Here is a 24,680-nt window from a genome sequence, read left to right as displayed (position 1 = left end):
GGGGGGGATCGGAGTGAAGAACAGCTTGTTAAAGCAGGAATTTTCGATGATATTTAAAAATTATAAAGTCCTTATTCCAATTATTGCTATATTATTTATTCCAGTATTATACGCCGGCATGTTCCTTTGGGCATTTTGGGATCCGTATGGGAAATTGGATAAACTGCCGGTTGCGATTGTGAATAATGACAATGGGGCAACATTGGATGGGAAGCACATACGGCTGGGCAATGATCTTGTAAAGAATTTAAAGGAAAGTAAAGATTTTGACTATCATACGGTTAACAAACAGGACGGTTATAAAGAGCTAAAGGATCAAAAATATTATATGTTAATCGAGATTCCAAAGGATTTTTCAAAAAATGCCGCAACATTGATGGATAAGAATCCAAAGAAGCTGGAATTAATTTACGTTCCTAACGAGGGTTTTAACTTTCTTTCAGCACAAATAAGCAAGTCAGCAATCGAAAAAATAAAAACAGCTGTATCAGAAAAAGTGACTGAAACTTATGCGGAAACGATTTTTGATAAAATCACGGTCGTATCAGATGGCTTTAATCAGGCAGGGAATGGAGCAGGCAAGTTAAGTGATGGTTCCAAGGAGCTGGAGAAGGGCTCAAAAGATTTAAATGAGGGATTGAAAACACTAGCAGAGAAATCAATTGAATTTAATAATGGAATGAAATCTGCTAATGATGGTTCAACTAAACTTGCTTCCGGATCAACTGAACTTCATAATGGTTTGGCAAAAGCAGATTCAAGCATCCCTGCCTTGATCGATGGAACGGGTAAAGTGTACTCAGGAACAGAGCAATTAAAAAATCAGCTTCCTTCTGAAATCTCAGATGAAATTCAGAAGCAAATGAGCGGGAATGTGAAAGATCTGAATGCAGGGGTTAATCAATTTCAATCCCAGCTGAAAAATTCATTATCTGAAAAAATTGCTGAAAATACGATGGAACAGCAAAAAGCACAAATGCAGCAGCTTGCCCAAGCGTTAATTAAAAATGGAGCCAACCCTGATATTGTTACAGGGGTATTTGCTCAAGTTCAAGCTGAATCACCAAACAAAGCGGAACTGCAGAAGGAAATTGCTGCACAGCTCAGTCCTGGGATAGATGATGGTTTTAAAGCATTTAAGTCGGGTTTAAACCACAAACTATCAGGAGCTGGAGCAGGTCTTGAGGAGAAAATCGGCAGTCAAACAGCTCCTTATTTTGATCAACTACTTAAAGGGATAGCTGATGTTAATAATGGGCAAAAGCAATTGAAGCAAGGGATTCATCAATTGTATGCAGGTTCTGCTGATTTAACCAGCGGGGCAAAAGAGCTTTCATCAGGAATGAACCAATTAACAGCCGGTGCTGATGCTATTACATCAGGCACAGGCAAATTAGCAGACGGTTCTGATCAGCTAAAGGACGGTACCACAAAGCTCTCTAGTGGTTCAACGGAACTAGCAGATAAACTTAAAGATGGGGCTGAAGAGGTATCAAAAGTGCATGCGGATGATCAAACATATGCACAAATGGCTAAACCAGTAAAACTGGATACAGAAAAATTAAATCATGTTCCTAACTATGGAACTGGATTTACACCATACTTTCTTTCATTAGGTTTATTTGTCGGTGCATTATTATTGTCGATTGTATTTCCAATGCGTGATCCAGTAGTTCAACCAGCAAATGGCTTCAATTGGTTTATCAGCAAGTTTACCATTTTAGCTGCCTGCGGAATCATTCAGGCCCTAATTGCGGATGCCATTATTTTAGGCGGTTTGGATTTAGAGGTGCAAAGTGTACCTAGATTTATCCTATTTTCTATTATGACAAGTTTAACCTTTGTATCCTTGGTTCAATGTTTTGTAACGGCCTTTGCCGATGTTGGACGTTTTATGGCCATTTTGGTATTAATTTTTCAATTAACATCAAGTGCAGGAACATACCCGCTTGAATTAATACCGAATTTCCTACAGCATTTTAATGCCATTCTGCCGATGACTTATACGATTCAAGGGTTTAAGTCAGTCATTTCAATCGGTGATTATAGCCATATGTGGCATAATCTTGGTATTTTAGTAACATATATTCTTATTTTTGCTATCTTAACCATTACCTACCTGACAATCAGGTATAAAGTAAAATATAAAACTGTTACCGAAAACTAATAGAGAGAACCAGCCATTGATTTGAATCGGCTGGTTTTTTCCTGTTTAATTAGAATGATTACTTTAATCCATAGTTAACGAAGAAGGAAAACGGAGGTAGATCTGATGAAACTTACGGTAATTGGACCTTGGGGAGGCTATCCAAAGAAAAATGCGGCAAGTGCCGGATATTTACTTGAACATGATGGATTTCACTTATTAATGGACTGCGGGAGCGGCGTTCTTTCCAAATTGCAGAATGTCCTTGAGCCGGAGGAACTTGATGCAGTAATTATTTCCCATTATCATCCCGATCATATTGCAGATATTGGCGTGCTGCAGCATGCAAGATTAATTCAAGGTTTCCTGGGAAAAGACTTTCCGACCTTACCTATTTATGGACATTCATTTGACCAGCATGAATTTACCAAGTTGACCTACAAAAATATAACAAAGGGTATATCCTATTATCCTGGCGAGGTTTTATCTGTTGGTCCGTTTCAAGTTACATTCTTAAAAACTAACCATCCAGTGCCATGCTATGCGATGAGAATAGAAGCCGACGGGAAAGTCGCGGTTTTTACAGCTGATAGTTCATTTAAGGAAGAGTTTATTGAATTTAGCAGAGGGGCAGACTTGTTACTATGCGAATGTAATTTCTACGGAAACCAAGATGGTAAAGGTGCAGGCCATATGAACAGCCTGGAAGCCGGCCATTTTGCTCGCAATGCGTCCGTAAAACAGCTCATACTCACACACCTGCCTCATTACGGAAACTTAGCTGACTTAATTTCCGAGGCATCTTCCGAATTTACTGGTATAATAAAATTGGCAAAAGAATTTGATACTTTTTTACTATAAAAGGAGGCAGTAACCATGTTATTTATCGATAACAAGGGGATTACGGACCCAAGAATTAACTTGGCGATTGAAGAATATGCATTAAAAAATCTGGATATTAATGAAACTTACTTTCTTTTTTACATAAACGAACCATCCATCATTATTGGAAAAAATCAAAATACAATTGAGGAAATTAATACGGAATATGTTGAAAAAAATGGACTCCATGTCGTGAGACGATTATCAGGCGGAGGAGCTGTTTACCATGACCTCGGAAATTTAAATTATAGCTTTATAACAAAAGATGACGGCAATTCTTTTCATAATTTCCGCAAATTCACAGAGCCTGTTATTGCAGCACTGCACAAATTAGGAGTTAACGCAGAGCTAAGCGGACGGAATGATATTGAGGTAGGGGGCAGGAAAATTTCAGGGAACGCGCAATTTTCCACGAAAGGCAGAATGTTCAGCCATGGAACATTAATGTTAAATTCAGAAATGGAAAATGTGGTGTCAGCTCTGAGGGTCAAGAAGGAAAAGATTGAATCGAAAGGAATTAAATCTGTACGGAGCCGGGTTGCTAATATTTCTGAATTCTTGACAGACAAAATGGGTATCGAAGAATTTCGTTCGTTCTTGTTAAAAAATATATTTGAAGGCATGGAAAAAATACCGGAATACGTGTTAACTGATGAAGATTGGGCCAATATTCATGAACTTTCAAAAGAAAGATATCAAAACTGGGATTGGAATTATGGAAAATCACCAAAGTTTAATTTGCAGCAATCCCACCGTTTCCCAGTGGGTTCCATTGATGTTCGTTTGGAAGTAAATAAAGGATATATTGAGAATTGTAAAATCTATGGTGATTTCTTTGGTGTTGGCGATGTAAGTGAGATTGAAGAGAAACTAAAAGGAATTCGCTATGAAAGAAATGAAATTGATAAGGCTCTGGCAGATATCCATGTCGCTCACTATTTTGGAAATATAACGAAGGAAGATTTTATTAACTTAATATACTAATGAACTAGTAATGAAAGCACCTAAGTCCGGGTGCTTTTGTTGTTTAGTTAATTTCCACTATTTTCGGAATTTTTTTATTCTTATACTTGAATAGGTATATATCTTTCAATATAATATATTTAGAAAATTGTAAAAATAAATGAATGAGTATTCATTCATAAAAGGGGAGCGAGTTTATGAATCTTTCATCACAGCTTCACGAAACAGCGAAGGCTTCAGCCGAAAAAATCGCTTATTACTTCTTAGATAAGCCTTATACTTATGCTGAATTAGATGGGGCAATTACAAAGTTTGCGTCAGGTTTGGAAAAACTAGGGATCAAACAAGGGGATCATGTTGCATTATTGCTGGGAAACTCACCGCATTTTGTGATTAGCATGTATGGTGCATTACGGTTAGGGGCAACTGTTATTCCTGTCAATCCTATTTATACACCTGATGAAATTGGCTATATCTTAAATAATGGGGATGTAAAAGTGGTTGTCGGTCTTGATTTAATGATTCCGCTTGCTGAAAAAGCTCACCGCCTCCTTCCAAAAGTAGACCACTATATTATTTGCGAAACCGGTCAGAAAGAGACGAATCAGCAAAGTGTCAAAGAACTTTCAGTTTATTCAAAATTGAAATCGTTTACAGATGTGATTTTTTCTGGAGATACTGGCTTCCAGGGACCTAATTTGCAAGACGATGACACCGCACTTATTCTTTATACATCAGGAACAACTGGTAAGCCGAAAGGGGCTATGCTTACACATAGAAATCTTTATAGTAATGCGAAAGATGTTGGAGATTACCTAAAAATGAATTATGATGACAAAGTCATCACAGCACTGCCAATGTTCCATGTATTTTGTTTAACAGTTGCCTTAAATGCACCCCTCTTAAGCGGAGCGACTATTTTAATTGTGCCTAGATTCAGCCCGAAGGAGATTTTTCGTCTGACTAAACAGTATAACGCTACAGTCTTTGCAGGTGTTCCAACGATGTACAATTTTCTCTGCCAATATCCAGATGGGAATTCAGAGGATTTACAAACATTCCGTCTATGTATTTCAGGCGGAGCAACATTACCGGTAGCATTACTGCAAAACTTTGAGGCAAAATTTAATGTATTAATTTCAGAGGGCTATGGCTTATCTGAGGCATCACCGGTTACATGTTTTAATCCATTAGATCGTCCGCGGAAACCAGGTTCTATAGGAACATCGATTCTTCATGTGGAGAATAAAGTGGTGAATGAGCTGGGTGAAGAGGTTCCAGCCGGAGGGATTGGCGAACTGATTGTACGGGGTCCGAATGTGATGAAAGGTTATTATAAAATGCCGGAGGAAACGGCAGCTGCCATTAAAAACGGCTGGCTCTATACCGGTGACATGGCCAGAATGGATGAGGAAGGCTATTTTTATATTGTGGATCGAAAAAAAGATTTAATTATTGTTGGAGGATACAATGTATATCCACGGGAAGTGGAAGAAGTTCTTTATGAACATAAGGATATCGTGGAAGCTGCTGTTCTAGGAGTTCCAGACCCTAACCAAGGGGAGGCAGTATGTGCCTATGTTGTCAGTAAAAACCCCGAATTGACCAAAGAAGAGCTTCTAGAATATTGCAAAGACCATTTGGCTAAATACAAGATCCCGTCTGTCATTGAATTTTTGGATGAGCTTCCTAAAAATACAACCGGAAAAATATTGAGACGGGTATTAAAGAAACAAGTAACTCATAGTTAAATGTAGAAACAGGAATTCCACCTCCCTTACATTAGCGCCTTAACCTCGGGGCCTGCTGGTTAAATCCCCAAGGTTTAAGGCGCTAGTTCTTTTTCTATTTCACTTTTCAGTTCTAATTCCCGGATTTTTATCTAAACTAAGTATAAGAGGTTGTACAAAAGGGGGGACAAATGATGGTGCGCAAAATGGGTTTCTATGCGGTTTTGGCATATGTCCTTTATGGACTGTTTTTTTATTGGTACTTGTTTCACTTTGCTGATCCAAAACTGCCATTTGAATATCAAGGGACAAAGGCAGACCCATCCACTTTTTTAAATGGCCGTGAACTTATGCTGAGTGAGGAATATTCGAAAATACGAAACCTTTTGTTTTTCTTAAGTACGCCATTTGAATGGCTTTTCTACTTTTTGATTTTATTATTTGGTTTCTCAAAAGTCTTTAAGCGGTGGGCAGAAAATTCAACGAAGTATAAAGTTCTTCATACGGCTATTTATCTTTTCTGGTTATCTATTTTTGCCTTTGCCGCCACATTTCCGCTGAATTATATCAGTTATTCTTTATCCAAAACCTACAATATTTCCACTCAAAGTTTTCCGGCTTGGATGAAGGATGAATTAATTGACTTTTGGCTTAACTATGGCACCTGGCTGATTATTGTTCCAGTATTATACTGGCTGATGAAAAAAAGCAAGAAACGCTGGTGGCTGTATGGCTGGATTCTATCCGTGCCTTTTACATTATTTATGATGTTTCTTCAGCCTGTTGTGATTGATCCGCTTTATAATGATTTTTACACTTTGAAAGACAAACAGCTTGAAACGAAAATTTTAACGATGGCTGATAAGGCGGATATTCCTGCAAAACATGTATTTGAAGTCGATATGGCGGAAAAAACAAATGCAATGAATGCCTATGTAACCGGGATTGGATCTAATGCAAGAATTGTCCTATGGGATACGACGTTAAATAAACTGACAGATGATCAAATTTTATTTATCATGGCACATGAAATGTGCCATTATGTGGAAAAACATATTTATTGGGGAATTGGCGGTTATCTGCTGTTATCATTGTTTGGAATGTATTTAACCTATAGATTAATGAATTGGGCTGTAGGGCGTTTTGGGAAAGAATTAAAAATTAATGATGTAAGAGACATACGATCCCTTCCGCTATTTTTAATGATTATCTCTATGCTATTGTTTGCGTCAAGCCCGTTTACAAATTTTGCTTCTCGTTATCAGGAAACAAGAGCCGACCGTTATGCGATTGAGATGACAAAAAATCCTGGGGCTGCGATTACCTCATTCCAAGAATTAACCCGTTCAGGACTTAGTCAGGTAAATCCACCGCTTTTGGTAAAAATATTCCGCTACACCCATCCATCTATGCTTGATCGTATAGCTAAACTGGAGGAATTTGAAATTAAGCAGCGAAATAAAGAATAGGATGAATCATAAAAAGGCTGAAGACATTTTTATTTAGTCTTCAGCCTTTTTATGTGCCCCAGTATGATTCTAGCTGCCAAAGCGTTTGTTAATGTTCTTTAGCTGTCCGGTCAGATTTAGAAATGATGTCTTGTCTCGGTGGTCAATGGCTTCATCAATTTTCCGTAATAACTTTTCCTTTTCCACTGTCAGCTGGATCTCAGATAAAAGCATTTCGATATACAGTTCCTGGACAAAGTTTTCTTTCTGCTGATTGCGTTTCATAGCAGAAATTTTCATTAATTCGCCATGTGACTTTTCCTTCACGAAAATCACCTCTGTTGCTTTTTTTAATTATATGGAATTTTCGGGATATTATCATACGTATTTTTAATTTTTTGAAAATAATTTTAATATGACTTATGAATATTTTGGCAACGTTTAGAAAACTAGTAGAAAAGTCCTAATGTTAGTGTTAAGATATGGTGGGGGAACTACTATAAAGGGGGCTGGAAGTATGAAAAAAATTGAAGACTACGAAATTAACTCATGTACAATGGCCATACTGCCTGTTGAATATGGAAGTAAGATATATTCTAAGGTAATAGAAATTGAAGATGAGTACATATCACCATTCAAACCAATTGAGCTTATTAAAAAAAACTGCGACTATTTTGGCGTCAGTTATGAAAGCAGAAAGAAAGGGACAAGCTCTTTAATCGGCTATACAAGGAAAATTCCAATTGCCATTGAGCCTGCAAATCATCTTTTCTTTTTTCCAACAACATCACCGAGCCGTCAGGAATGTATTTGGTTTTCATTTGAGCATATTGAAGATTACCGGCGTATCGGGCCGCACCAGACACTTATTCTTTTTAAAAATCATCAATCACAGCAATTCTCTGTTTCATGCAGTACAATCGAAGGGCAAATTTTAAGGACCTCTTTATTAAAATCAAAGCTATTGCAAAGAATAGAGAATAACAAAAGGAAATCATACTATATTTTACATGATATAAAATCTTTAAAAGCATCTGAGAGCGTCAGCGGGTATGAAGATACTATTTTTTTAAAGGACTAGAGGTAAGGTGAATCAGCGGGACAGGTGTTTTTTTAGAAAATAAAATTCCATTAATTCTTGGACTTTGTTTCGGATTCTTGGGTTAAAGTAATTATGGCTTTCTTCATAACCTTTATAAAAAAACATAAACATTGTAAATGCCTCGTCCCGGTTTGTTTCCATTACTTTAAGATTATTCTTTCTCATGTATTGCTTTACCTCAGTTAATTCCTTCTGAACGTCTTTCATCGTTTCCTCAATTAATTCTAAATAAGGTTTTTTTAATTTAAATGGACTATTTTTGATCACTGTTAAATCCCTGTTTAGGATAATCAGCACCATTGGTAAATAAATCGCTTTTTCCATCAAATCACGATCATTTTCAGGAATTCGTGTCATACCATCACACCTTCCACTATACGAACTAATGTTCCTATTTTATTTTACAAAAAAGAAACCATAAAAGCAATACTGTGTTTGCTTTTGTAAAAAGTTCCATCTATCGGAGAATTCAACTATCCAAACACCATTTTTTTCAAAGCGAAGTTTTCAATAGAAGGATGCTGAATTGGGAAAAATGAATAAAAAAGTAACCTTATGAACAAAAAATGGTCCAATATATAGTAAAATAAAATACATAGAACGGATGGGTGATACAAATGATGCGTTCAGAAAGACATCAAGTAAAGAAAAAAAAACGATGGAAATCCGTTTTGCTTATTTTTATCCTGCTGATTGCAGCGGGGGTTGGATATTCTTACTTTCAATATAAACAAGGGGTCAATCAATCATTAAAGTCGATGGACCAAGACCCTTCAAAGGAAGTCTATACCTTCGAGGGCAAAAAAGATCAATACGGAGATACCAATGTCCTGCTGCTGGGCAGTGATGCAAGGAAGAAGGAACAATCATCACGGTCAGATACAATTATGATTGCTCATTTTAATGAAGCCAAGGGGACATTTAAACTAACCTCCATTATGAGGGATTGCTATGTCGAAATTCCTGGGTATGGCAAGCATAAAATTAATTCTGCTTTCGCAAGAGGAGGTCCGGAATTAATGAGGCAGACCATTAAACATAATTTCGATATTGACCTGCAATACTATGCCATTGTTAATTTTCAAGGGTTTGTCCAAGTAATTGATGAACTTTTTCCAGATGGTGTAGAAATTGATGTGGAGAAAGAAATGAAGAAAAACATTGGCGTAACTCTAGAACCAGGTCTTCAAAGCTTAAACGGCAAGCAATTACTCGGCTATGTCCGTTACCGTCACGATGCAATTGGTGATTTTGGCCGTGTACAGCGCCAGCAAAAGACAATTAAAGCAATTGAAGATCAATTAAGCGGCATACAGACTATTACCAAACTGCCAAAATTGATTGGAGTTGTGACACCTTATGTAAATACAAATATGAAAACATCCGACATCTTATTTATGGGCAAAGATTTTCTAACTGAAAAACAGGGACTGGAGACTTTAAGGATACCGATTGAAAATAGTTTTACTGAGCCGCGGGTGCCGGGAGATGGACTTGTGCTGGATATTGATGTTGAAAAAAATAAAGAAGCCATTCATCAATTTATTACAAAATAATCGCAGGTTTGTCTTTAAAATAGAAGTAAAAAGAGGAGAAAACGGATGGATTTTGAAACAATTAAAGCCTGGTTTACAATCGAAAATATGATGAATCTTATTCAAGAATATCGTTCTTTCGGACCGTTACCAGGAATTTTATTGACCGTGCTTGAAGCATTTTTACCGTTTCTCCCTTTGTTTATCTTTGTAATGGCTAATGCCAATGCATTTGGATTATGGATGGGATTTCTATATTCCTGGATTGGGGCTTGTATTGGCGCTTTGCTGGTTTTTTCGCTGGTAAGGCGGTTCAGGCAAAAAAAGTTATTAGCATTTTTACATAAACATCCGAAGGTTCGCAGGCTGATGGATTGGGTCGACCGCCACGGTTTTGGCCCGCTTTTCCTTTTGTTATGCTTTCCGTTTACACCATCGGCATTGGTAAATATTGTTGCAGGACTATCAAATGTCAGCCGTGCACAATATATGCTTGCTGTATGTATAGGAAAAATGGTAATGATTTTTACGATTAGTTTTATTGGGGCTGATCTACAGGCATTAATCACGCAGCCATCTCGGACAGCCATGGTCTTGGTCATTATTTTTTTTCTGTGGTATGTCGGCAGAAGAATTGAAGCCAGATTGAATAATGCTTCCGTAAATGACGATAATGGAAAAATAAATAAAGAAAAGGAAAAGGTGAAACGGAGGGGACATTAATGAGAACCGAATGGAAAAGAGAAGGGATGGAATGGGTTAAGGCATTTGCGATAGGACTTATTATATTTGCTTTTATTCGGACATTTTTCTTTTCCAATTATGTCGTGGAAGGCGAATCGATGATGCCGACATTACAGGATGGAAATAAATTGGTTGTTAATAAGCTTGGGTATCAAGTCAGCGACCTGGATCGGTTTGATGTGATAGTTTTCCATGCCAATCCGAAAGAGGATTTTGTTAAGCGGATCATCGGACTTCCGGGGGACAAATTAGAATACCGCAATGATCAATTATATATTAATGGGCAAAAGTTTGATGAACCATTTTTGGCAAAATATAAGCGGAAATCTCCAGGAATGAAATTGACGGGGGATTTTAGTTTAAAGGAAATTACTGGCGAGGATACGGTGCCTGAAGGGAAATTATTTGTTCTTGGTGATAACCGCTTAGGGAGCTGGGACAGCCGTCATTTTGGCTTTATTTCAATTGATCAGGTTGTGGGAAAGGTAGACCTTCGCTATTGGCCGTTAAATGAAATGGATGTACACTTTTAGCAGTAATTAACACGATATAATTTAATATCGTGTCAGACTGTAGACAAACTCGAAGAATTTCGAGTTTGTCTACAGTCTTTTTTCTTTTTAAATAGAAATAGGTAAATAGTGTAGGTTGATTTCCACTTCGGGTGGACGCTTTCCGCGGGCGGGGCCGAGCCGCTTCCCTCGCTACGCTCAGTCCAGGGTCTCGACTTTCCCGCTTTTCCCGCAGGAGTAGCCACCCTCCGCGGTGTACCGAGACAAAAGCTTATACAACGTCATATTTGGGAGGCTTATTTAGAAGAGGCAGAACATCTACGCCACAATGATGAAATCAAACAGATATATGCGAGACGCAAGGAGACGATTGAACGTGTCTTTGCAGATGCAAAGGAAAAGCATGGTATGCGATGGACAACCCTGCGGGGTCTAAAAAAATTGTCTATGCAGGCGATGCTTACGTTTGCTTCCATGAATTTGAAAAAATTAGCAAATTGGACGTGGGAAATGGATTGAAAGTGCTCAAACTAGTTGATTGGAGTGGAAGGTGTTTGACTCCTGGGGATTAGCGTTACAGGCGAGACCCCGCAGGAGCGTCAGCGACGAGGAGGCTCTGCGAACGCCCGGAAAGCAAACACCTGGAACGGAAATCAACGTATTTTAACCGATATATAATCCAAAAATGACAAAGACAATCTGACACAATATAATTCGATATCGTGTTTTTTTTATGTCATTTTTGGAATTTATCTCCGGCCCTCAGACAATTTTAATCCCTGAATAAGCTCCTCGTGTATCTTGCCTCAAGCAATACCTTAAAGCAGTTTAAGGTCACAAGTCAGTTTTTCTAAAAGAATAAAAAAGAACCTTAGAAAATAGATTTGTCGGCGTTGAACGAGGAGCTGATCCTTTATTTAATCCAAACGTTTGTGCTTATTTGTGGTAAAATGATAGGTACGAAGATGAAGGGAAGTGGGGTTTGTTCATGTCATTAAGAATGGTAATCGGCCGTTCCGGAACTGGAAAAACTACAATGTTTCTAGATGAAATGCGGGAGAGCCTTGTGAAGGATCCAGAAGGACCTCCGCTTATTTATATTGTTCCTGAACAGATGACGTTTCAATCGGAATACCAGCTGGCAACAGACCCTGAAATTGGCGGAATGATCCGCGGGCAGGTATACAGCTTTTCAAGGCTTGCATGGCGGATCCTCCAAGAAACCGGCGGTATTAGCCGTGTACATTTAAGCAGTGTTGGGATCAGCATGTTAATCCGGAAAATAATTGATGAAAATAAAGAGCAAATGAAACTCTTTCAGCGCGCTGTTGATAAGAATGGCTTTGTTCAGCAGTTAGAGCAAATGGTTATAGAATTTAAACGTTACTGTATTAGACCGGAGGAGCTTGGTAAAAGATCGAGTATCGAAGAAAATACAGCTTCAAAGGCTCTACAGGATAAATTACATGATTTGGAAATTATTTATCAAAAATTTGAAGATGAAATCTTTGGCAAATATGTTGATTCTGAAGATTATTTTCGCTTGCTGGCAGAAAAAATTTCAGCCTCAACCTATTTAAGCCAGGCTGAAATCTTTATAGATGGGTTTTATAGTTTTACTCCGCAGGAATATCAAATTATCCTGGAACTGGTAAAACAGTGCAAAAAGGTATCTATTGCATTAACAACAGACCATCTTTCTATTGACTCCACACCGGATGAACTTGATTTATTTAGGGCGTCAGGCGAAATCTCCTGGGCCTTATATGATATGGCAAGAGGTTTGGGAATCGAGATGGAGGAGCCGGTGGTTTTACACCAGCAAAAAAAATGGCAGTCTCCTGCTCTGGCACATCTGGAAAAGACTTTTGATGTGCGGCCGGCACAAAACTATCATGGTGCCGCCGATATTCAATTTTACCAAGCAGTCAACCGCCGTGCTGAAATCGAAGGAATTGCCCGCGAAATTCGTGAGCTGGCTCGTACAAAAGGATATAGATACCGGGATATCGCTGTCTTAATTAGAAATGGCGGTGACTATCACGAAATTATTGAGCCCGTTTTCAGCGATCATCAAATCCCCTATTTTATTGACCAAAAGAGAACAATGCTTAATCATCCATTAATTGAATTAATCCGCTCCAGTCTTGAGGTAATTCAATCATATTGGCGGTATGAACCCGTATTCAGGGTGATTAAAACAGAATTAATTTTTCCGCTGCAGGAAAATGCCGTGAAAATGCGTGAAAAAATGGATAAGCTTGAAAACTATGTGCTTGCGTACGGAATTAATGGAAGCAAGTGGACAAAAAAGGACCGCTGGATTTATCGAAATATTAGAGGGCTCGAATTAGGAACAGCTATTCAAACGGATGCGGAGAAAAAGTGGGAACAGGAATTAAACGAATTAAAACTTATGATAACCGCTCCGCTTCTACGACTGTCGAGACGGCTGAAACGAGCGGACACGGGACGGAAGCTTTGTGAGGCTATTTATTTATATTTAGAAGAATTAGATATTCCTGCAAAACTGGAAAATTGGAAAACGGCTGCTGAAGAAAAAGGGAATCTAATTAAGATGAGGGAACATGAACAAGTATGGAATGCGGTCATTGAACTCCTTGATCAATATGTTGAAATATTAGGCGAAGATTCTATCAGCTTAAAATCATTTATATCCATCATGGATGCGGGATTTGAATCATTGCATTTTTCACTTATTCCTCCTGCGCTGGATCAAGTGCTAATAGGGGATTTGGAGAAATCCAGACTGACTCAAATCAAAGTGGTATTTGTGGCAGGCATGAATGAAGGGGTTTTGCCGGCGAAGATGTCTGACGAGGGAGTTTTAACCGATGAAGATCGGGACCTGCTTAATGCTGAGGGAATCAGACTGGCACCAGGCAGTAAAATCCGCTTATTGGATGAGAACTTTTTAGCGTATAAAGCTTTCACTGCACCTTCGGAATTACTTTATGTGAGTTATCCTCTTTCTAATGAGGAAGGAAAATCATTAATACCTTCTTCTTATATTAAAAGATTAAAAGAGATGTTTCCTGATGCAGATGAACATTTTTATACTTCTGACCCATCAGAACTAACTGAGCCGGAACAGTTGGACTTTGTAAGTAATACAACTACAACACTTGCTTACTTAAATGCCCAGCTGCAATTAAAAAAACGGAATTATCCAATTTCAAATTTATGGTGGGATGTTTATAACTATTACATGGAAAGTACCGAAAGAGAGCAGGCACAAAAAGTACTATCAAGTTTATTTTATACCAATCGGACAGTTAAACTTTCTAAAGAGACGGCTGATGATTTATATGGAGAAACTATTCAGGCAAGTGTATCAAGGATGGAACTTTATAATTCCTGTGCCTTCTCTCATTTTGCACGTCATGGATTGAAGTTGAGGGAAAGGCAGATTTTTCGGCTCGAGGCTCCCGATATTGGTGAGCTGTTTCATGCGGCCTTAAAGCAAATTGCCGAGATCGTCAATGAACAGAATCTATCATGGGCAAGTCTTACCAGAAAACAATGTGAACAGCTGTCGAAAGAGGCAGTAAAAACATTAGCTCCGCGGCTGCAAAATGAAATTCTCTTAAGCACTGAACGGCATCATTATATCAGCCGAAAGCTTGAACAAATTATTACGCGAGCTTCTCTTGTTCTAAGTGAACATGCTAAAGTGAGCGGCTTCTCGCCAATTGGTTTGGAATTGGGATTTGGACCTAAAGGAAAGCTGCCGCCATTATCTTTTTCATTAAAAAACGGAAAGAGAATGGAATTGATGGGCAGGATTGACAGGGTGGATAAGGCAAAGGGTGAAGATAATCATCTTTATTTACGGGTGGTTGACTACAAATCCAGTGATAAAGATGTCAATCTAACGGAAGTTTACTATGGATTGGCACTGCAAATGCTTACCTATCTTGATATTGTCATGACATATTCCAAAGAACTGGTGGAAATGAAAGCAAGTCCTGCGGGTGTTCTTTATTTTCATGTTCATAATCCATTTGTAAACACTACTAAAATGTTGACAATCGAGGAAATTGAAAAAGAAATATTGAAGAAATTTAAAATGAACGGATTAATGGTTGGCGACCCTGATGTCATCCGCTTAATGGACCAGTCTCTTGAATCTGGAGACTCTCAAATCATTGCAGCGGGAATCAAAAAAGATGGACAGATTTCAAAAAAATCAAAGGTTGCAAGCATACAGGAATTTGATGACCTGAGAAAGTATGTGCGTGGATTATATCAAAAGACTGGAAATGACATTGTTGATGGGGAGACGAGTATTTCTCCATACAAATTGAAAGATAAAATACCGTGTACATTCTGCCCATTTAAATCAATTTGTCAATTTGATGAGTCTATTGAACCTAACCGCTTCCGAATCCTTACACCCCATAAGCAGGAAGAGGTTTTAGAAAGAATTAGAGAGGAGGCCATGAGAGATGAGTAAAATGGAGATTCCTGACAAACCAGAAGGGGTAACTTGGACAGATGACCAATGGAAAGCCATTATGGCGAAGAACAAGGATATTCTGGTCGCTGCCGCGGCCGGTTCCGGGAAGACAGCGGTTCTTGTAGAAAGAATCATCCAAAAAATTCTTTCAGAAGAGGATCCTATTGATGTTGATGAATTATTGGTTGTAACCTTTACAAATGCATCGGCTGCTGAGATGCGGCACCGTATTGGTGAAGCGTTAGAAAAAGCAATTGATCACGAACCGCATTCCCGTCATTTAAGGAAACAATTGAGTTTACTAAATAAGGCCTCTATCTCTACACTCCATTCTTTTTGTATGGAGGTTATCCGTAAATTTTATTATGCCATTGATGTTGACCCGGCGTTTCGGATTGCCGATGTGACCGAGGCACAATTAATGAGAGATGAAGTAATGGATGAGCTGTTTGAAGATGAGTATGGAAAAAAAGACAATGAAGCATTTTTTAACTTAGTGGACTCTTTCACAAGTGACCGGAGTGATGCAGCATTACAGACAATTGTGCAGTCAATTTATAATTTTGCTGCGGCCAATCCAAAGCCAGAGGCTTATTTAGATACCATTGTATCCATGTATGATGTATCAAAAATCAAAGATATTGAAGAACTCCCATTTACAAAGGAGCTTCTCTATGATATTGAATTACAGCTAGAAGCAGCCAGAGAAATGATGATAAAGGGTTTGGAAATCACGAAGCAGCCGGAAGGACCTGCCCCAAGAGCGGAAAATTTCTTGGACGACCTTCATATCATTGATACGCTGATAAAGGCAAATAATGCCTCTTGGAGCACACTTTACGAAGCGATGCAAAAAGTTTCCTTTACCACAGCCAAAAGATTAAAAAAAGGCGAGTATGACGAAGAACTGACGGCAAAGACACAAAAGCTGCGTGATAAAGCAAAGAAAAAAATTCAAGCCATCCAGACTGAAGTTTTTTCAAGAAAGCCTGAAAGCTTCTTGCGTGATATGGAAGAAATGTACCCGTTAATCGAAACACTTACTGAACTTGTCAAAAAGTTCTCAAAACGGTTTGAACAGGCAAAAAAAGAGAAAGGTCTTGTCGATTATGCCGATTTAGAGCATTATTGTCTTGATATTTTAACAGCGGAAGTTACATCTAGGGGTGAATTTATACCTTCAGATATCGCCTTAACTTTCAGGCGGCAGTTTAAAGAAGTTTTTGTTGATGAATACCAAGATACGAATATGGTGCAAGAAACTATTTTAAAGCTTGTGGCAAAAGAAGATGAGGCAGTTGGAAATATGTTTATGGTAGGGGATGTAAAACAATCCATCTATCGATTTCGCTTAGCTGAACCCAATTTATTTTTATCCAAATATAATCGTTTTCGGACAGATGGGGATTCAACAGGATTAAGAATTGATTTGGCCCGAAATTTTCGAAGCCGTAAAGAGGTTCTTGACGGAGTCAATTACTTATTTAAACAAATCATGGGAGTTAAAGTAGGTGAAATTGATTATGACGAGGCAGCGGAACTAAAAAATGGCGCACCATATCCGGAGGATGAGCCATACCCAGTAGAGCTTATTTTGATTGATCAGAACAAGGATCATTCAGATGAAACGGATGCTTTCCAAGAAGAATCTGATGCGGCATTAAATGAATTTGATAAAGCAGATCTTGAACAATCCCAGCTCGAGGCAAGGGTGATGGCTGCCAAAGTCAAGGAATTGATAGCGGATGGTAAACAAATTTACAATCCAAAATTAAAAGCATACCATCCTCTAATGTACCGTGATATCGTTATCTTGCTTCGCTCATTTACCTGGGCACCGCAAATTATGGAGGAATTTAAGCAGCAGGGTATTCCAATCTATGCAGATTTATCCACCGGTTATTTTGAGGCGACTGAAATTGCGGTCATGTTGTCCTTATTAAGGGTGATCGATAATCCCTATCAAGATATTCCGCTGGCATCTGTGCTTCGTTCACCTATTGTTGGATTGAATGAGGAGGAACTGGCTAAAATCCGGCTTCACCAAAAGCGCGGCTCATTTTGGGAAGCAGTTTCAGCTTTCTGCCGGGACGCTGAAGATGAAACGGTGGCCGTTTTCTATGATAAAGTCCTGCGTTTTTATGATTCTTTAAAAAAATGGAGATTGATGGCACGGCAAGGGTCGCTGTCTGAGCTTATATGGCAGCTATATCGTGATACTAAATTTTTCGACTTTGTCGGCGGTCTTCCTGGTGGAAAACAGCGCCAAGCCAATTTACGTGCTTTGTATGACAGAGCACGGGCGTATGAACAAACTTCCTTCCGCGGCTTATTCCGCTTTTTGCGATTTATAGAACGTATGATCAATCGCGGAGATGACCTGGGAGCGGCACGTGCTCTAGGGGAACAGGAGGATGTCGTCCGTGTTATGACGATTCACAGCAGTAAAGGATTGGAATTTCCAGTAGTTTTTATGGCAGGTATGGCCCGGAATTTTAATACTACTGATATGAAAAAAGCCTATTTGCTGGATAAAGATTATGGCTTTGCTGCCAAGTATGTAAATGCGAAGAAACGGATTACTTACCCATCACTTCCGCAAATTGCCTTCAAAAGGAAAAAGAAAATAGAATTGCTGGCTGAGGAGATGCGTGTCTTATATGTGGCGATGACAAGAGCGAAAGAAAAGCTTTATCTTACAGCGACACTTAAAGATGCAGCGAAAACATTAGACCAATGGGGTGAGGCTGCTCAACACACAGACTGGCTTCTAAAGGATTATGAACGTGCACAGGCTGCAAGTTACCTGGACTGGATTGGACCAGCATTGGTCAGGCATCAGGACTGTGAGGAATTAAGGATAGACAGAAAAGTAAGTCCGCTTGTACCAGAGGAGATCACGGCCCATCCATCATCATGGAAAATTTCAATCAAAACGGCTGAAGAGATTAAAAAGCTTGAGACAGTAATAGACGAAAAGGAAGACGATTTCATTCAATTTGTTGAAGATGAAAAAATAATTCCCATCACTTCCCTTTTTGCAAAGGAAATAGCAGATAGACTTTCATGGAAATATTCGTTCCCAAGTGCTGCAGTACATCGATCAAAGCAGTCAGTTTCAGAAATTAAACGGCAGCGGGAAATCGCTGATGAGCAAAGCGGTACCGACCTTATTAGAAGGTTTAAAAAGCCAATACTGAAACGGCCAAAATTTATGCAGGAAAAAGCGTTAAGTCCAGCTGAACGTGGAACAGCCATGCATATGGTTATGCAGCATGTCGACTTAACAAAGACCGTGTCCGAAGCATCCGTCATAGAGCAAATCGACAGGATGGTTGCAAATGAACTATTAACCACCGAACAGGCAGCTGTGATTGATTCCAAATTGATTGCTCAATTTTTTCAAACAGATCTGGGCCAAAGATATTTCCATGCCGCTGCAGTTCACCGGGAGGTGCCATTTACCTTGTCTTTAGCTGCTCGTGACGTTTACCATGATTGGCAGGAAGAGAATGAGTTGATTTTTGTTCAAGGAATCATTGACTGTATTCTTGAGGATGAAAGAGGACTTACTCTGATAGACTATAAATCAGATGGAATTACCGACCGATTTAAAGGTGGATTTGAAAAAGCAAAACCGATTCTCGAAGCCCGTTACAAAGTGCAAATTGACTTATATGCGAGAGCAATCGAGAAAATTTGGAAAAGAAAAATAGCGGAAAAATATTTATTTTTCTTTGATGGAGCACATATTTTAAAGGTGGACTAATTAAAGCGGAAGCGCCTCCCCAAAAGGTCGTTAAGAACGGCTTTTTAGAGTTCAGTTAGAAAGATTTATTAGATAGTATTGGATTAGTTTATCTGAGGAAAGCGAAGAGCCTGGAAAAGGAAATTAACGGACTAGATTCAGAAAAACAAATGAAGTACAGTACCCCAAAAGCTGGGTACTCTCAGACTAGAGAGTTCCAGCATGAGAAACTGTCCCATAGAAGAGGTCTATGGGGCAAGTTCCTCCGCTTTAATTGTTTCCTGCTATTGGCTGATCGATTACATTTGTATCAAGTACATTTGTATTACTTAAACCATTGGCTGCAAAAATCACTCCGCCAGTATTAAACCCGCCGGAACCTGCAAAGGTTTTTGAGCTGGCCTTTGGCGAAATATATAAAGTATCCCCAAAATGAACAATACCTCCGCCTACATTCACAATTTGAACTGGACCAATAATTGCTGGCATTAAAAACATCCTTTACCATTTTGACTAAGGGTAGCTGTTTTCAGTTATCGTATGCGCTTATTCCAATTCTTGTTCATGAACTTCCGGTAAAAGCATACGAATATGTTTAATCCTAACCTCCAAAGAAATATGCTTACTGTTTCCAATGTGCAGTAAGGAGGAATTGGAAACACCAGTGATATCAATGTTGTTCACCTTTATGATGGGCGATAAATTATGGCGTGTCATAGTGAGCTGTTCCTCGATGGGAGGCAGGGGAAGCGGTTTTTTAAAAACAGAATAAGAAGGGAAATTTCCCTCATCGCCCAGAAAAATTTCCGCTTCCCGCTGGATCGCCATGGCTCGTGAAAATGCATTAATAATGGAAGAATCCCCAATTTGATAGATGGAACTAAAAGCAGCTTGCTTAACTTTAGCTTTGTCAACGCTAGAGATTCGGGTCAGCATATCCAGGTGTCACATCCCGTTCTAGTGGAACAAACGGACCAATAATTAATGATTCCGCTGGAGTATCAAAGGCTGCAGTCTGCTGGATAGTTTCCACATCCCCAATTAAAAATACGGAAGAACTCGCAACACCGGTAATCTGGACATTTTCAACATGCAGGACCCGGTTGTATACCTCAAAATTCATCTGGGTTCATTCCTTTCATATTTTCAGGTAAATTTTGCAGGAACACTTTGACGCCATTTTGAATCTCCTGCTTTAATGCTCCAATCACTTTGTCTTCAATCGGCCTCCGATCATCTGCGTCCTGATTATTTTTTTTCGCAAAGTGATGTATGTGATAATCAATTCGGCTCGGCAGCTGTTTGAGTATATCCTCTTTAATAAAAGATAAATAGGAATTATTCGGAGGGATGGAAAAGTTTCTTTGAGCTTCATCAACGATTTGTGGTAAATCCGTTTGTAAATATTCCCGAATAGAGTCTTCAATTTTCATAGACTTTCTCATTTGCTGTTTTGGCGAGAAAGGGGTCTGAAGTGATTGATTTTCAACAGCAAAGTCCTCAATGTCCGATAATTCGTTAGGATTTAAGCCGATATTTAAGGTTCCTTCAAGGGTTTCGACTTTTAATTGATCAAAGCTGTATTCGATTGTATCAACATGGATTGTCGGTTTTTCTCGAATTTGCTTTAATTGGCTCTGCAATTTTTGTATAGAAGCTTCCAATGCAGCAATCCGCTGATCTTGAGCTTGAATACACTGTTGCAGCCATTGAAGGTATTGGTAAAAATCCTGATACATAAAATCACCTCACCCGTACATCACCATTCACCTTATCTTCTAATCTATATGCAAGTACGTATAGAGATTTGCTTTTTTTCTGAATTATAAGGTGGTATTAGGCTTTACGTTACGGGTGCCTGTAACGGAACTGAAGGAGCAAGGATTTGTTCCGTAGGCTGGATAGCAGTCGGCGCAGGTTTGGTGAATCCCCCGGTATTATACAAATGAGCAGAAGGCTTAATAATACCCGCACTTCCGATTTGCAGGACCGAGGAATTGGTAACCCCGCCAATTTTGATGAAATTGATATGAATGGACTGCTGGATGAATAAATTCATTTAAGACCACCTGCTCATTACATATTAAGAGATATGTTTTGATCAATATTATCTGGGTCTGTTACATTAGTTGAACTTAATCTATTTTGAACGTCTATTTGTTCACCAGTATTAAACGAGCCTGCACCTGAGAAAGTTTTAGCTGTGGCAAATGGCATAATTTTATAAACATCGCCAATATGAAATACAGAACTGTTTCCGAGGGTTATAACTTGGGCTACCCCAACAATTGCCGGCATAAACAACACCCTTTATTCGTATTCATTGAGAAGTGGACCAAGGCATCTTTGATTTTCTTGCTTTCCGTTATTAATTTATGTATAGGCGAATGTATTGTGATTCATTCGCCCAAATTTGTGTGAATGTTTTTATTTCACTGTTAAAATGTATGTGAGGTGATCAATTTGAATTTTGTAACGGTAAAAAAAGCTGATGAAACATGTGTGGGAATCATGAATGAAAATTTGACGAAAGTTCTCTTGTTACAACAGGCAGAAGAGGCGATGACCGGTCACAAGACCATCCCGGCTTCGATGATTGATTGTATTGCCGCTGGAGAGGAATTCATCAGGAAAGTAAATCAATTGCTTGACTGGGTTAGTGCAAAGGGGAATGCTGAATCACTTTATATACCGATAGAGCAGGTAACATTGCTTTCTCCTATTCCAAGGCCGGAAAAAAATATCTTTTGTGTTGGAAAAAATTATGCCGAACACGCAATTGAAATGGGGAGTTCGGCTGACATTCCTCAGCATGTACTTGTATTTACAAAAGCGCCGACGACAGTAACTGGCCCTAACATGGCTGTACTCAATCACAAATCTGTGACGGAACAGCTTGATTATGAAGGTGAATTGGCCGTGGTTATTGGGAAAAGCGGCCGCGCTATTAAACGGGAAGAAGCACTAGATTATGTCTTTGGTTATACAATATTGAATGATGTTACGGCAAGAGATCTGCAATCCCGGCATAAGCAATTTTTTATCGGGAAAAGTTTGGACACATCATGTCCGATGGGGCCATGGATTGTACATAAATCCAGGATCCAAAATCCTAATCAATTAAAGATTGAAACAAAAATAAATGGAGAAGTGAGACAAAGCTCGAATACTGCCAATTTTATTTTCCCGGTTGAGGAAATTATTTCGGTATTATCGGCTGGAATGACACTTGAACCTGGGGATATTATTGCAACAGGGACTCCTGCCGGGGTTGGGAAAGGCTTTAAGCCGCCGAAGTTCTTGCAGCCAGGAGATCAAATGGAAATCACGGTTGAAAAAATTGGAACCCTCAGCAATTATATTGAGAAATAAGTATTGCTGGACTTGATAACTGTTTTACTGCCTTTTCTTCGTAATTTTTTTCGGCCTATGTTATGATAATCACGAACTATTTAACATAGGAGGCAATTAAATGATTCATGGACACGTAACAGCCTGGGCTTTAGCTCTCATTCTATTTATTGTTGCTCTAATCCTGCAATCAGGAGGAAAGGCAAAAGGGGCTAAAATTATCCAAATGATTTTAAGAGTTCTTTACCTGATTATCATTGCAACAGGTGTTGGACTGCTATTTATGGTTTCCAATATTAGTGTCATGTATATTTTAAAAGCAGTAGTTGGATTATGGATTATTGGACTATTTGAAATGATTCTCAGCCGTGCAGCTAATAAGAAAAGAACATCTGTATTCTGGATTCAATTTGTCATTGCCTGGGCATTAGTGCTGTATTTAGGTTTTGTTAAATTGCCAATGTCAATTTTTTATGTACAATAATTAGAAAAAAATATTGGGTCTTTGGAAAATTCCCATAAAAAACAAAAGACATCGAGAGGACTCCCTCTCGATGTCTTTGTCATTTTGGGATTATATTTTTGTTATAATACGTTGATTTCCGTTCCAGGTGTTTGCTTTCCGGGGGGCGTTCGCCGAGCCTCCTCGTCGCTGACACTCCTGCGGGGTCTCGCCTGTAACGCTAATCCCCCAGGAGTCAAACACCATCCACTCCAATCAACTAGTTTGAGCTCTTTCAAACTATTTCCCACGTCCAATTTGCTAATTTTTTCAAATTCATGGAAGCCAAACGTAAGCATCGCCTGCATAGACAATTTTTTTAGACCCCGTAGGGTTGTCCATCGCATACCATGCTTATTCTTTGCATCTGCAATGACACATTCAATCGTCTCCTTGCGTCTCGCATATATCTGTTTGATTTCATCATTGTGGTGTAGATGTTCTGCCTCTTCTAAATAAGCCTCCCAAATATGACGTTGTATAAGCTTTTTATGGTTTTTACTCTCGGTACACTTTCGATAGAAACGGACATTCAGTCCAAATCGCTGCATTTGATTTATATTGCCGGTATCCTTCCTTCGTTGTCGTCGTGTATTTTAAGACCTGCCCTTGCAGGCAGAGATAACAATCATAATACTCATCATATACATAATCATTCTTTCGAAAGAAACCATCTTTAGTTTTTGGACGAGTATAAGGAAGGACAGGTAACATTTGATTCTCTAATAGAAAGTTCGTGATTGCTGGTGTTTTATAAGCTGCGTCAGCAGCGACTGCAATTGGCTTCTTTACTTTTTCTATAACCTTCTCGACAAGAGGCTGTAACAGGTGACTATCATGCACATTTCCCGGAGTCACTATCGTACCTAATACAAATCCTTTTTCATCGGTAATTGCATGGAACGAATACGCAAACTGTTTGGTTTGTTCATCTTTCACATAGTAGCCACTTTCAGGGTCTGTGGTACTTTCCTTAATTTCTTTCCATTCTTCTTTTTTAAATTTCTCAGGAGGAAATGGCTTTTTCCCGTGTTCCTCTCAATCAAATTGAGTTCCAACTGAAGTTTTTCTTCATAGGCGTGAGTTTCCTTACGGACCACTTTCTTATCATACTTGCGTTTATTAGCACTGGCCTTTACATGAGTGGAATCTAAGAAAATATGGTCAGCAGACAGCAATCCCTTATCCATAATCTCCTTCAAAATGTGGTAAAAGATGTCTTCGAACACATCGGTATCGTGAAAGCTCATAATTTTTACCGAAGGTAGAGAAGTGAGGAACTTCTGTGTAGAAACCAAATCCTAGAAATCATCGATAGGCCATGTTTGTTTCAATTTCTTTTATTTAGGCTCTTTTCTAAAAGATTGTTGCTTTTTGCTCGCTTTTTAAGATTCGTTCAAAAAATAGAATTTCCCGTTATTTAGGAAATTGGATGTTAATTAGCTGAAATAGACGGAGGAATTTCCCTTATTTGATTTTAAACTGCTAAAATCGGGTGCTTTTCATTGAATAACGGAAAAAACTCCGCTTATTTTTT

Annotated in this window: 21 protein-coding genes and 2 pseudogenes; 14 read left to right on the top strand and 9 right to left on the bottom strand. The window is 38.8% G+C overall.

Translation table 11 applies throughout. The annotated features are described in order from the left end of the window. The first annotated feature begins 13 nt into the window (after positions 1 to 13). The 5 genes from M3183_RS06925 (at position 14) to M3183_RS06905 (ending at position 7,190) form a co-directional block, all read left to right on the top strand. A complete protein-coding gene (locus tag M3183_RS06925) occupies positions 14 to 2,167 on the top strand; it encodes a YhgE/Pip family protein (protein WP_251467906.1) in 2,154 nt (717 codons plus the stop codon). 105 nt (positions 2,168 to 2,272) lie between these two features. Beyond that, positions 2,273 to 3,007: an MBL fold metallo-hydrolase gene (locus M3183_RS06920; RefSeq protein WP_251467904.1), complete on the top strand. Its 735-nt coding sequence runs from the start codon at positions 2,273 to 2,275 to the stop codon at positions 3,005 to 3,007. A 15-nt stretch (positions 3,008 to 3,022) separates the two neighbouring features. Next, entirely contained in the window at positions 3,023 to 4,012 is a 990-nt protein-coding gene (locus M3183_RS06915; protein WP_251467902.1) for a lipoate--protein ligase, read from the top strand. A 176-nt stretch (positions 4,013 to 4,188) separates the two neighbouring features. After that, the gene (locus tag M3183_RS06910; protein WP_251467900.1) at positions 4,189 to 5,742 is read left to right on the top strand and encodes a fatty acid--CoA ligase family protein; all 1,554 of its coding nucleotides are present in this window, start codon (positions 4,189 to 4,191) and stop codon (positions 5,740 to 5,742) included. A 173-nt stretch (positions 5,743 to 5,915) separates the two neighbouring features. Next, the gene (locus tag M3183_RS06905) at positions 5,916 to 7,190 is read left to right on the top strand and encodes a M48 family metallopeptidase (RefSeq protein WP_251468200.1); all 1,275 of its coding nucleotides are present in this window, start codon (positions 5,916 to 5,918) and stop codon (positions 7,188 to 7,190) included. 69 nt (positions 7,191 to 7,259) lie between these two features. On the opposite strand, the gene M3183_RS06900 is transcribed toward M3183_RS06905, so the two are convergent. After that, positions 7,260 to 7,496, bottom strand: coding sequence for an IDEAL domain-containing protein (locus tag M3183_RS06900; protein WP_251467898.1), 237 nt, complete (start codon positions 7,494 to 7,496; stop codon positions 7,260 to 7,262). Between the two features lie 190 nt (positions 7,497 to 7,686). Here M3183_RS06900 and M3183_RS06895 point away from each other — a divergent pair, with 190 nt between their 5' ends. Then, a complete protein-coding gene (locus tag M3183_RS06895; protein ID WP_251467896.1) occupies positions 7,687 to 8,250 on the top strand; it encodes a competence protein ComK in 564 nt (187 codons plus the stop codon). Between the two features lie 12 nt (positions 8,251 to 8,262). Here M3183_RS06895 and M3183_RS06890 read toward each other — a convergent pair whose 3' ends face one another. After that, positions 8,263 to 8,628, bottom strand: a complete 366-nt coding sequence (locus tag M3183_RS06890) for a YhjD family protein (RefSeq protein WP_251467894.1) — start codon at positions 8,626 to 8,628, stop codon at positions 8,263 to 8,265. A 260-nt stretch (positions 8,629 to 8,888) separates the two neighbouring features. Here M3183_RS06890 and M3183_RS06885 point away from each other — a divergent pair, with 260 nt between their 5' ends. The 6 genes and pseudogenes from M3183_RS06885 (at position 8,889) to addA (ending at position 19,311) form a co-directional block, all read left to right on the top strand. Further along, on the top strand, positions 8,889 to 9,827 hold the full coding sequence (locus M3183_RS06885) for an LCP family protein (RefSeq protein ID WP_311315352.1): 939 nt from the start codon (positions 8,889 to 8,891) through the stop codon (positions 9,825 to 9,827). A 45-nt stretch (positions 9,828 to 9,872) separates the two neighbouring features. Continuing rightward, on the top strand, positions 9,873 to 10,529 hold the full coding sequence (locus M3183_RS06880; protein WP_251467892.1) for a TVP38/TMEM64 family protein: 657 nt from the start codon (positions 9,873 to 9,875) through the stop codon (positions 10,527 to 10,529). Beyond that, positions 10,529 to 11,083 carry a signal peptidase I gene (gene lepB / locus M3183_RS06875; RefSeq protein WP_251467890.1) on the top strand — a complete coding sequence of 185 codons (555 nt, stop codon included), beginning with the start codon at positions 10,529 to 10,531 and terminating at the stop codon, positions 11,081 to 11,083. Before M3183_RS06880 ends, lepB begins: the two co-directional genes overlap by 1 nt. A 243-nt stretch (positions 11,084 to 11,326) precedes the next feature. Beyond that, positions 11,327 to 11,581: pseudogene (locus tag M3183_RS06870) on the top strand (transposase); the annotation flags it as partial. A 469-nt stretch (positions 11,582 to 12,050) separates the two neighbouring features. Then, a complete protein-coding gene (addB, locus tag M3183_RS06865) occupies positions 12,051 to 15,539 on the top strand; it encodes a helicase-exonuclease AddAB subunit AddB (RefSeq protein WP_251467888.1) in 3,489 nt (1,162 codons plus the stop codon). After that, a complete protein-coding gene (gene addA, locus M3183_RS06860) occupies positions 15,532 to 19,311 on the top strand; it encodes a helicase-exonuclease AddAB subunit AddA (protein WP_251467886.1) in 3,780 nt (1,259 codons plus the stop codon). Before addB ends, addA begins: the two co-directional genes overlap by 8 nt. 249 nt (positions 19,312 to 19,560) lie before the next feature. Here addA and M3183_RS06855 read toward each other — a convergent pair whose 3' ends face one another. From M3183_RS06855 to M3183_RS06830, 6 genes are all read right to left on the bottom strand, one after another. Beyond that, on the bottom strand, positions 19,561 to 19,779 hold the full coding sequence (locus M3183_RS06855) for a spore germination protein (protein WP_251467884.1): 219 nt from the start codon (positions 19,777 to 19,779) through the stop codon (positions 19,561 to 19,563). Between the two features lie 57 nt (positions 19,780 to 19,836). Then, positions 19,837 to 20,226, bottom strand: coding sequence for a spore germination protein GerPE (locus M3183_RS06850; protein ID WP_251467882.1), 390 nt, complete (start codon positions 20,224 to 20,226; stop codon positions 19,837 to 19,839). Further along, positions 20,207 to 20,413 carry a spore gernimation protein GerPD gene (locus M3183_RS06845; RefSeq protein WP_251467880.1) on the bottom strand — a complete coding sequence of 69 codons (207 nt, stop codon included), beginning with the start codon at positions 20,411 to 20,413 and terminating at the stop codon, positions 20,207 to 20,209. The genes M3183_RS06850 and M3183_RS06845 overlap by 20 nt, the downstream gene beginning before the upstream one ends. Then, a complete protein-coding gene (gene gerPC / locus M3183_RS06840; protein ID WP_251467878.1) occupies positions 20,403 to 21,029 on the bottom strand; it encodes a spore germination protein GerPC in 627 nt (208 codons plus the stop codon). Before gerPC ends, M3183_RS06845 begins: the two co-directional genes overlap by 11 nt. A 104-nt stretch (positions 21,030 to 21,133) precedes the next feature. Beyond that, positions 21,134 to 21,349 carry a spore germination protein GerPB gene (locus M3183_RS06835; protein ID WP_251467876.1) on the bottom strand — a complete coding sequence of 72 codons (216 nt, stop codon included), beginning with the start codon at positions 21,347 to 21,349 and terminating at the stop codon, positions 21,134 to 21,136. 17 nt (positions 21,350 to 21,366) lie between these two features. Beyond that, positions 21,367 to 21,588: a spore germination protein gene (locus M3183_RS06830; RefSeq protein ID WP_251467873.1), complete on the bottom strand. Its 222-nt coding sequence runs from the start codon at positions 21,586 to 21,588 to the stop codon at positions 21,367 to 21,369. 165 nt (positions 21,589 to 21,753) lie between these two features. Here M3183_RS06830 and M3183_RS06825 point away from each other — a divergent pair, with 165 nt between their 5' ends. Both M3183_RS06825 and M3183_RS06820 read left to right on the top strand, forming a co-directional pair. Next, a complete protein-coding gene (locus M3183_RS06825) occupies positions 21,754 to 22,662 on the top strand; it encodes a fumarylacetoacetate hydrolase family protein (RefSeq protein WP_251467872.1) in 909 nt (302 codons plus the stop codon). Between the two features lie 100 nt (positions 22,663 to 22,762). After that, positions 22,763 to 23,125 (top strand): YisL family protein, encoded by a 363-nt coding sequence (locus M3183_RS06820; protein WP_251467870.1) that lies wholly within the window; start codon positions 22,763 to 22,765, stop codon positions 23,123 to 23,125. Between the two features lie 253 nt (positions 23,126 to 23,378). Here M3183_RS06820 and M3183_RS06815 read toward each other — a convergent pair. After that, positions 23,379 to 24,487 (bottom strand): annotated as a pseudogene (locus tag M3183_RS06815) (IS1182 family transposase); the annotation flags it as partial. Positions 24,488 to 24,680 lie beyond the last annotated feature (193 nt).

Source organism: Neobacillus mesonae (assembly GCF_023715155.1).
GTDB lineage: Bacteria > Bacillota > Bacilli > Bacillales > Cytobacillaceae > Neobacillus > Neobacillus mesonae_A.
The sequence above is the reverse complement of the archived record's forward strand: the minus strand, read 5'-3'. Positions and strand labels throughout refer to the sequence as shown.

Bases quoted from the DNA above. Each gene is read 5' to 3' on its own strand.
- M3183_RS06890 (WP_251467894.1), bottom strand. From the start codon at position 8,628: ATGACACGAATTCCTGAAAATGATCGTGATTTGATGGAAAAAGCGATT.
- M3183_RS06835 (WP_251467876.1), bottom strand. From the start codon at position 21,349: ATGAATTTATTCATCCAGCAGTCCATTCATATCAATTTCATCAAAATT.
- M3183_RS06830 (WP_251467873.1), bottom strand. From the start codon at position 21,588: ATGCCGGCAATTGTTGGGGTAGCCCAAGTTATAACCCTCGGAAACAGT.
- addB (WP_251467888.1), top strand. From the start codon at position 12,051: ATGTCATTAAGAATGGTAATCGGCCGTTCCGGAACTGGAAAAACTACA.
- M3183_RS06905 (WP_251468200.1), top strand. From the start codon at position 5,916: ATGGTGCGCAAAATGGGTTTCTATGCGGTTTTGGCATATGTCCTTTAT.
- M3183_RS06895 (WP_251467896.1), top strand. From the start codon at position 7,687: ATGAAAAAAATTGAAGACTACGAAATTAACTCATGTACAATGGCCATA.
- M3183_RS06915 (WP_251467902.1), top strand. From the start codon at position 3,023: ATGTTATTTATCGATAACAAGGGGATTACGGACCCAAGAATTAACTTG.
- lepB (WP_251467890.1), top strand. From the start codon at position 10,529: ATGAGAACCGAATGGAAAAGAGAAGGGATGGAATGGGTTAAGGCATTT.
- M3183_RS06850 (WP_251467882.1), bottom strand. From the start codon at position 20,226: ATGCTGACCCGAATCTCTAGCGTTGACAAAGCTAAAGTTAAGCAAGCT.
- M3183_RS06855 (WP_251467884.1), bottom strand. From the start codon at position 19,779: ATGCCAGCAATTATTGGTCCAGTTCAAATTGTGAATGTAGGCGGAGGT.
- M3183_RS06920 (WP_251467904.1), top strand. From the start codon at position 2,273: ATGAAACTTACGGTAATTGGACCTTGGGGAGGCTATCCAAAGAAAAAT.
- M3183_RS06820 (WP_251467870.1), top strand. From the start codon at position 22,763: ATGATTCATGGACACGTAACAGCCTGGGCTTTAGCTCTCATTCTATTT.
- M3183_RS06885 (WP_311315352.1), top strand. From the start codon at position 8,889: ATGATGCGTTCAGAAAGACATCAAGTAAAGAAAAAAAAACGATGGAAA.
- M3183_RS06910 (WP_251467900.1), top strand. From the start codon at position 4,189: ATGAATCTTTCATCACAGCTTCACGAAACAGCGAAGGCTTCAGCCGAA.
- gerPC (WP_251467878.1), bottom strand. From the start codon at position 21,029: ATGTATCAGGATTTTTACCAATACCTTCAATGGCTGCAACAGTGTATT.
- addA (WP_251467886.1), top strand. From the start codon at position 15,532: ATGAGTAAAATGGAGATTCCTGACAAACCAGAAGGGGTAACTTGGACA.
- M3183_RS06845 (WP_251467880.1), bottom strand. From the start codon at position 20,413: ATGAATTTTGAGGTATACAACCGGGTCCTGCATGTTGAAAATGTCCAG.
- M3183_RS06880 (WP_251467892.1), top strand. From the start codon at position 9,873: ATGGATTTTGAAACAATTAAAGCCTGGTTTACAATCGAAAATATGATG.